Origin of the sequence: Streptomyces sp. NPDC057136 (assembly GCF_042670885.1) — a bacterium.
Taxonomy (GTDB): Bacteria; Actinomycetota; Actinomycetes; order Streptomycetales; family Streptomycetaceae; genus Streptomyces.
This window is the reverse complement of sequence record NZ_JBHUUV010000101.1, coordinates 1-2,053: the sequence shown is the minus strand read 5'-3', so window position 1 is coordinate 2,053 and position 2,053 is coordinate 1. Positions and strand designations below refer to the sequence as shown.

General features: G+C 68.3%; 1 protein-coding gene. It reads right to left on the bottom strand.

Annotation, left to right across the window (positions count from 1 at the left end; all coding sequences use genetic code 11):
- Positions 1-1,906, bottom strand: a 1,906-nt coding sequence (locus tag ACFT7S_RS38630) for a condensation domain-containing protein (protein ID WP_382741234.1), incomplete at its 3' end; no start/stop codon positions are given.
- Positions 1,907-2,053: the final 147 nt, after the last annotated feature.

Below are 2,053 nucleotides of genomic sequence, written 5' to 3'. Positions count from 1 at the left end.
CATGCACCCCACCAACCGCAGAAACCTCCACAGCCGTGTCATTCCACCCACACACCACCACCTCACGCTCACCCGCCGTCAACACCGGCAGATCATCGACCTCTTGGTCGGCGTTGGCAGCGACGGCGTCCAGCAGCGTGACCAGGTGTCCAGTCATCCGTTGCGCGGTCGCCGCATCGAAGAGCGCGGTGCTGTACTGAATTCCCGCCTTGAGTGCGCCGTCGCCGGATTCCTCCACCATCAGCCACAGGTCGAAAACGGCTGCTACCTGGCCGGCGCGGCCTCCGGGGCCTTCCTCGGCCTCGGCCGTGCCACGGACCTCTTCGCCCTCGCCGGCTCCGTAGCTGAAGAACACCTGGAAGAGCGGGCTGCGCGACCTGTCCCGCTCCGTGACGAGTTCGTCCACCAACTGCTCGAACGGCACGTCCTGATGCGCGTACGCACCGAGGGCCGCTGCCCGCACACGGCTCAGGAGCTGCGAGAACGACGGGTTGCCCGACAAGTCGCCACGGAGAACCAGGGTGTTGACGAAGAATCCGATCAGGTCCTCGGTCTCGGCGCGGTTCCGGTTCGCCACCGGCGTGCCCACCACCACGTCGTCCGAGTCCGCGTACCGACCCAGCAGAACGTTGAAGGCTGCCAGCAGCGTCATGAACATCGTGGTGCCGTTCGTACGCGACAGCGCGCGCAGCGCCTCCACCGTCTCCGCCGACACGGTGAACGGGGCCATCGCCCCCTCGGTGGACCGCACCGGCGGGCGTGGACGGTCGGTGGGCAGGTCCAGCACGGGGGCGTCAGCCAACTGCTGCCGCCAGTAGTCCAGTTGACCTTCCAGGACCTCGCCGTCAAGCCATTGGCGCTGCCAGGCCGCAAAGTCCGCGTACTGCACGGCCAGCGGCGGCAGCGGGTTCGGCTCACCGGCATGGAACGCCTCGTACAGCGACACGAGCTCACGTCGCAGGATCCGCGACGACCACTCGTCGGACACCACGTGGTGCATCAACAGTGCCAGCAGATGCTGTCCATCGCCCAGCCGGATCAGGGTGGCTCGGACGAGCGGACCGTCGGCCAGATGGAATGGCGCCATCGCATCCTGGAATGCCAGCCGCTCGGCCTCGCGCAATGGCTCCGCGCTCCCGGAGAGATCCACAACGGGCAGCAGGAACTCGGACGGCGGGTCGATCACCTGATGCGCCACACCGTCCGCACCAGCCACCAGACGGGTCCGCAGCACCTCGTGGCGCGCCGCCACAGCAGCGAGCGCCTCACCAAGGACCGCGACGTCCAGGTCCCCGTCCCACGGCAGGTACATCGGGAGGTTGTACTCGACCGATCCGGGCTCCAGTTGGTCCAGGAACCACAGGCGCTGCTGCGCGAACGACAGCGGCAACGCCTGGTCCCTGGTGACGACCGTCCACTCCGGCGCCACCGCACCGGGCGTGGAGGCGGCGAGAACCGCGGCCAGCCCGGCGACCGTGGGGTGATCGAACAGCGCCGCTACGGGGACGTCGGCTCCGAACACGTCCCGGATGCGAGAGATCACCTGAGTCGCGAGCAGTGAATGCCCGCCCAGCTCGAAGAAGTTGTCCGTTGCACCGACTCGGTCCACGCCCAGGAGCTGAGCCCAGATGCCCGCAAGCAGCTCCTCGGCGGCAGTCCCCGGAGCCATGAGACCGTCCTGCGAACGCTCACCGTCCGGTTCGGGCAGCGCGGAGCGGTCGAGCTTTCCGTTCGGGGTCAGCGGCAGCGCCGCGAGCTCCACGAAGGCCGACGGGATCATGAAGCCGGGCAGCCTGCTGCTCGCGAACTCCCGAATCTCCGTGATGGACGGAATGCCGTCCGCCTGATCAGCCGGGACGAGGTAGGCCACCAGACGACGGTCCTCGACGTCCCCGAAGGCCACCACGACGGCGGTCCGGATCTCCGGATGGCCGGCGAGGACGGCTTCGATCTCGCCAGGCTCGATCCGGAACCCACGCACCTTGACCTGGCCATCCGCACGACCAACAAAGTCGAGCTGCCCGTCCGCCAGCCAACGCGCCCGGTCACCCGA